Genomic DNA, 4,900 nt, shown 5'->3' with positions numbered 1-4,900 from the left:
GACGCTCGGGATCTCGACCTCTTCGGACGGGTGTCCCTTGACGAGAAGCGCGCANNGGCCGTCCAGGACCGTGTCGGCGCCCTCGATGCCCAGGACCGCGATGCCGCGGGCCTTGAGTTCGTTCATTAACATTTCGAGGGCGTCCGGCTCGGGCTTGAGCTGGGCGCAATCCAGGATGACGGCCCGGCCTTTCAGCAGGGTCGGCGAGCGCTTGAGCGCCGCGTCGAGGCCCGCGAGCCACTCGGGAAGCGGCGGCTCGGGGGAGAGGGCCAGGGCCTTGAAGGCCCGTCCGCGCAGGCTGAGCGGCCGGGGCGCGGAAGGAGCCGCCGCGGGGACGGTCTCCGGATCGATCGGCTCGGGGTGGGTCTCGCTCATGTCCGCCCGTTAAGAGTCCTTACCGGACCATTGACGGCGGGTATGGTTACCGAAGGGTTAAGTTTCTGATCCGGTCGGCAAATTCTGCCGGGAGGAGCGGCCGGCAGACGGGTGAAGTAGCGCAGCCGGTCCTCCGGCGGCATCGTCCGCAGGGCCCATCGGCCGTACTCGGCGGCGCGGGCGGTGGCCAGCGCCTCGGTGCTGATGTCGGTTCCGAGGATCGAGACCCGCCAGTCGGGCAGGGCATCGCCGAGCAGTTCGTGCACCAGGATCGCCAGGGAATAGGGCTCGGCCCCCGTGGAGCAGCCCGCACTCCAGATGCGCAGGACGCGTTCGGAGGCCCGGGCGGCGATCAGCGCCGGCAGGATCGTCTCGCGCAGCGCCTGGAACTGCTCGGCGTAGCGGAAGAAGAACGTCTCGCCGACGGTGATCTCGGCCTCGAGCCGGGCCCATTCCGCCTCTCCCGACGCGCCGTCAGACAGGAGACCCGCGTAAGCGGCGCAGTCGGCCACGGCCGCGGCGCGGAAGCGGCGGTGCAGCCGCTCGATCAGCAACTCGTCCTTGTCGATGTAGTAATGATGGCCGGTGCGCGCGATGATCCGCGCCTTGAGGGGCGCGTAGGCGGGATCGGCACCCAGATCGGGACGGGGACTACCCGGACGGGCCATCGCGCGGTCAGACGGAGTGCGGCAGCGCGGCGAGACGTTCGGCGGCGGCCCGCGTCAGGGCGTCGACGCGGATGCGTTCCTGCGCGGTCAGGAGACGCTCCGGCGCCAGCGCGTGGACGAGGCGCTCGCCGAGGACCAGCTCGGCGGCGACGCAGCCGTTGAGGGTATCGGCCTCCTCGGCCTGCCGGATCGCGGAGTCCGGGACGGTCATGAGATCCGCCACGCGATCGACGAGATAGGCGACGGCCTCGCCCTGCATCAGCGCGAGGTGGGCGTAGAGGCCGGGCGCCGCGACCGCCGGGCGCAGGCCCAGCAAGGTCGCCAGATCGATCACCGGAACCGGCGCGCCGCCGAGATTGAGGAAGCCGAGGAGCCAGCCTCCGGCCGCGGGGGGCGTGTGGAGATCCGGGAGCGGCAGGATCTCGGCGACCGCGCTGCGGGGCAGGGCGCAGGCCGTGCCGGCGACATCCAGCAGGAGATAGGCCGAACCGCTGCTGGCCACCGCCACCCGCTCCCCTCGTGCTCGGTCGCGGCCGGGCCGGGACGGGACGCGACATAGGCCGAGTTAACGCTCCCGGCAATTGTGCGCTGCAAGGGCGGGGACTGCGGAACCAAGTCTCGTCTGGGCCGCTTATTTTCCGACGCAGCGGCAACGCGCCTGACGAGGTGCGACGCTTTGCCTGCGCCGGTCTACGCCAGGGATTGATGATGAGGAAACTTCTGTTGGCCGCCGCGTCGCTGACGCTCCTCGCGGGCTCCGCCTACGCCCAGGGTAACTCGCCCTACAACGCCTCTGGCGCACAGGCCGGTGGCCCGCGCGGCGGCATGGAGCGCGCCGGCGAGGCCGCCGCGATGGAGCAGGGCGCCGCTCCGGCCCAGCGTCCGATGATGCGCAAGCGCATGAAGCACAAGAAGATGATGAAGCATCACCGCCGGATGCGCCACAACATGTGATCGAAGGGCCCCAGGGCGTGCCGGAGACGGCACCGCCCGGGTGGCTTGGCCTGTCGCATGCGCGGCAGGCCTTTTTTGTGCCCGCTCGCCGGCGGGCCGGGCGTCCGCGCCCCCTTGAATCATAGTTCGGACCGCCGGCGGTTGCGGGCCGGCCGCAGGCGGTCCAAGCTTGCGCGGCGGCCTTCGACAACGAAAAATGTTCGCAAACGAACATCGGCCGAACACCGATACAGCGGTGCGGCGGCCGGAGGCAACGCGAGGGAGTATCGATGTCACGACCGCTCGACCGGAGATCCGACGACAGGGTCGAGGCGACCGGCGTCGAGGGGCGACGCAGCGCCATCGTCACGGCGGTGCGGCAGCGCGGCTTCGTCACCATCGAGGCCCTGGCGACGCAGTTCGGCGTCACCGTCCAGACGATCCGCCGCGACCTCAACGAATTGAGCGCCGAGGGCCGCCTGGAGCGCTACCGCGGCGGCGGCGGCCTGCCGTCGAGCGTCGAGAACATCGACTACGCCGACCGCCGCGTCACCCTGCTGCCGGAGAAGAGCCGGATCGGCCGCCTCGCGGCGAGCCGCATCCCGTCGCATTGCTCGGTCTTCATCAACATCGGCACGACCCCGGAGGCCGTCGCCCGGGAGCTGACCCGGCACGACGATCTCAGCATCATCACCAACAACCTCAACGTCGCGATCTCCTTGGCCGAGGCCACCGAGTTCCGCATCGTCGTGGCCGGCGGGACCGTGCGCAACCGCGACGGCGCCGTGCTGGGCCAGCTCACCTGCGACACGCTCAGCCAGTTCCGCGTCGACGTGGCGGTGATCGGCATCAGCGGCATCGACGCCGACGGGGCGCTCCTCGACTACGATTACGAGGAAGTCCGGGCGACGCAGACCATCCTGGCCCATGCCCGCAAGACCTTCCTGGTGGCCGACCACACCAAGTTCGGTCGTCGGCCGATGGTCCAGGTCGGGCGTCTGGAGCAGGTGGACACCTTCTTCACGGACCGGATGCCGCCGGCCGAGGTGGTCGCGCTCATGGAGCGCCAGGGTGTCACCCTCGCGGTGGCCGACAGCGCGGACGAACCGTAACGAACATCCATTTTTTCGCTTGCGAAAACACACGGCCGTGTCAATATTATGCCAACCCGCCATCAGGGCGGCCTTGGAGGAACCATGGCGGCAGCAACGCGCCAGCGCGAGCCGTCCGACGCCTACGATCTCCTGATCGTCGGCGGCGGCATCAACGGCACCGGCATCGCCCGGGACGCAGCCGGCCGGGGCCTGTCGGTCCTGCTGGCCGAGCGCGGGGATCTCGCGGGATTCACGTCGTCCTCCTCGACGAAGCTGATCCATGGCGGCCTGCGCTACCTCGAATATTACGAGTTCCGTCTCGTCCGGGAGGCGCTGGCGGAGCGCGAACGGCTGCTGCGGCTCGCGCCGCACGTGATCTGGCCGCTGCGCTTCGTGCTGCCCCACGACGAGGGCCTGCGCCCGGCCTGGATGCTGCGGCTCGGCCTGTTCCTCTACGATCATCTGGCGCGGCTGCGGACGCTGCCGGGCTCCCACGGCGTCGACCTGCGCAGCTCCGATTACGGCGCGCCGCTGCAGAAGCGCCTCAAGCGCGGCTTCGTCTATTCCGACTGCTGGGTCGAGGACAGCCGCCTCGTCGTGCTCAACGCCATGGATGCCCGCGAGCGCGGCGCCACGGTGCTGACCCGCACCGGCGTCGTCTCGGCCCGGCGCGAGGGCGACGGCTGGGTCGCGACGCTGCGCGACGAGCGCGGCGGGACCGAGCGCACCGTCCGGGCCAGGGCGGTGGTGAATGCCGCCGGCCCCTGGGTCAGCGAGACGCTCGGCGGCACGCTGGGCATCAACAGCCGCGCGGCGGTCCGCCTGATCAAGGGCAGCCACATCGTGGTCAAGCGCCTGTTCGCGGGCGATCAGGCCTACATCCTGCAGCAGCCCGACAAGCGCATCATCTTCGCGATTCCCTACGAACGGGACTTCACGCTGATCGGCACCACCGACGTCCCCTACGAGGGCGAGCCCGGCCCGGTCTCGATCTCGCCGGAAGAGACCGACTACCTGTGCGGCTGCATCAACCGCTCCTTCGACACCAAGATCACCCCGGCCGATGTGGTCTGGAGCTATTCGGGCGTGCGCCCGCTCTACGACGACGCGGCCGAGAACGCCTCGGCGGTGACCCGCGACTACGTCCTTGACGTCGAGGACCAGGGCGGACGGGCGGCGGTGCTCTCGGTCTTCGGCGGCAAGATCACCACCTACCGGCGGCTCGCCGAGCACGCGCTGGAGAAGCTGAAGCCGTACTTCCCGGCGCTCAGGAAGACCTGGACCGGCGACGCGGTCCTGCCCGGGGGCGCCATGAAGGATGCCGATTTCGACCAGTTCCTCGCCAAGCTGAGGGCCGAGAAGCCGTTCCTGCCCGACGAGACCGCCCGGCGCCTCGCCCGCGCCTACGGCACCCGGGCCCGGGACATCGTCGGGACCGCGCAATCCATGGCCGATCTCGGCGAGGTCTTCGACGGCGGGCTCACGGCGGCCGAGGTCGATTACCTGCGCACCGAGGAATGGGCCGTGACCGCCGAGGATATCCTCTGGCGGCGCTCCAAGCTCGGCCTGCGCACCAGCGCGGACAGCGCGGCGCGCCTGACCGCCTACCTCGACCGCAAGGCCGAGGCAGCCTGATCTTTTCGGCCTCGATCCGGCGCCAGACCGGTCGGGCATCACAGGGGAGGGAACGATGAGCCGTTACGTCGGGGCCATCGACCAGGGCACCACGAGCAGCCGCTTCATCGTGTTCGACCGCGAGGGCAGCGTGATCGCGCTGGCCCAGGCCGAGCATGCGCAGATCTACCCGGCCCCGGGCCATGTCGAGCATGA

General features: G+C 70.2%; 5 protein-coding genes and 2 pseudogenes. 4 read left to right on the top strand and 3 right to left on the bottom strand.

The genetic code is table 11. The annotated features are described in order from the left end of the window. From I53_RS16330 to I53_RS16320, 3 genes and pseudogenes are all read right to left on the bottom strand, one after another. Positions 1-375 (bottom strand): annotated as a pseudogene (locus I53_RS16330) (septum formation inhibitor MinC); the annotation flags it as partial. Between the two features lie 92 nt (positions 376-467). Continuing rightward, positions 468-1,043, bottom strand: a pseudogene (locus I53_RS16325) (protein-glutamate O-methyltransferase CheR); the annotation flags it as partial. A gap of 7 nt (positions 1,044-1,050) precedes the next feature. Beyond that, positions 1,051-1,545, bottom strand: a complete 495-nt coding sequence (locus tag I53_RS16320) for a chemotaxis protein CheW (protein WP_043352540.1) — start codon at positions 1,543-1,545, stop codon at positions 1,051-1,053. Between the two features lie 206 nt (positions 1,546-1,751). Here I53_RS16320 and I53_RS16315 point away from each other — a divergent pair, with 206 nt between their 5' ends. From I53_RS16315 to I53_RS31400, 4 genes are all read left to right on the top strand, one after another. After that, positions 1,752-1,997 (top strand): hypothetical protein, encoded by a 246-nt coding sequence (locus I53_RS16315; RefSeq protein WP_051044842.1) that lies wholly within the window; start codon positions 1,752-1,754, stop codon positions 1,995-1,997. Positions 1,998-2,266: 269 nt separating this feature from the next. After that, a complete protein-coding gene (locus tag I53_RS16310; protein WP_043352536.1) occupies positions 2,267-3,088 on the top strand; it encodes a DeoR/GlpR family DNA-binding transcription regulator in 822 nt (273 codons plus the stop codon). A gap of 84 nt (positions 3,089-3,172) precedes the next feature. Beyond that, positions 3,173-4,705 (top strand): glycerol-3-phosphate dehydrogenase, encoded by a 1,533-nt coding sequence (gene glpD, locus I53_RS16305; protein WP_043352535.1) that lies wholly within the window; start codon positions 3,173-3,175, stop codon positions 4,703-4,705. A 55-nt stretch (positions 4,706-4,760) separates the two neighbouring features. Further along, the coding region (locus I53_RS31400) for an FGGY family carbohydrate kinase (RefSeq protein WP_148291168.1) at positions 4,761-4,900 on the top strand (140 nt) is incomplete at its 3' end.

Source organism: Methylobacterium sp. B1 (genome assembly GCF_000333255.1).
Taxonomy (GTDB): Bacteria; Pseudomonadota; Alphaproteobacteria; order Rhizobiales; family Beijerinckiaceae; genus Methylobacterium; species Methylobacterium fujisawaense.
The sequence above is the reverse complement of the archived record's forward strand: the minus strand, read 5'-3'. Positions and strand labels throughout refer to the sequence as shown.

Excerpts from the sequence above, each read along its gene's own strand:
- I53_RS16310 (WP_043352536.1), top strand. The coding sequence starts at position 2,267 with ATGTCACGACCGCTCGACCGGAGATCCGACGACAGGGTCGAGGCGACC.
- I53_RS16315 (WP_051044842.1), top strand. The coding sequence starts at position 1,752 with ATGAGGAAACTTCTGTTGGCCGCCGCGTCGCTGACGCTCCTCGCGGGC.
- glpD (WP_043352535.1), top strand. The coding sequence starts at position 3,173 with ATGGCGGCAGCAACGCGCCAGCGCGAGCCGTCCGACGCCTACGATCTC.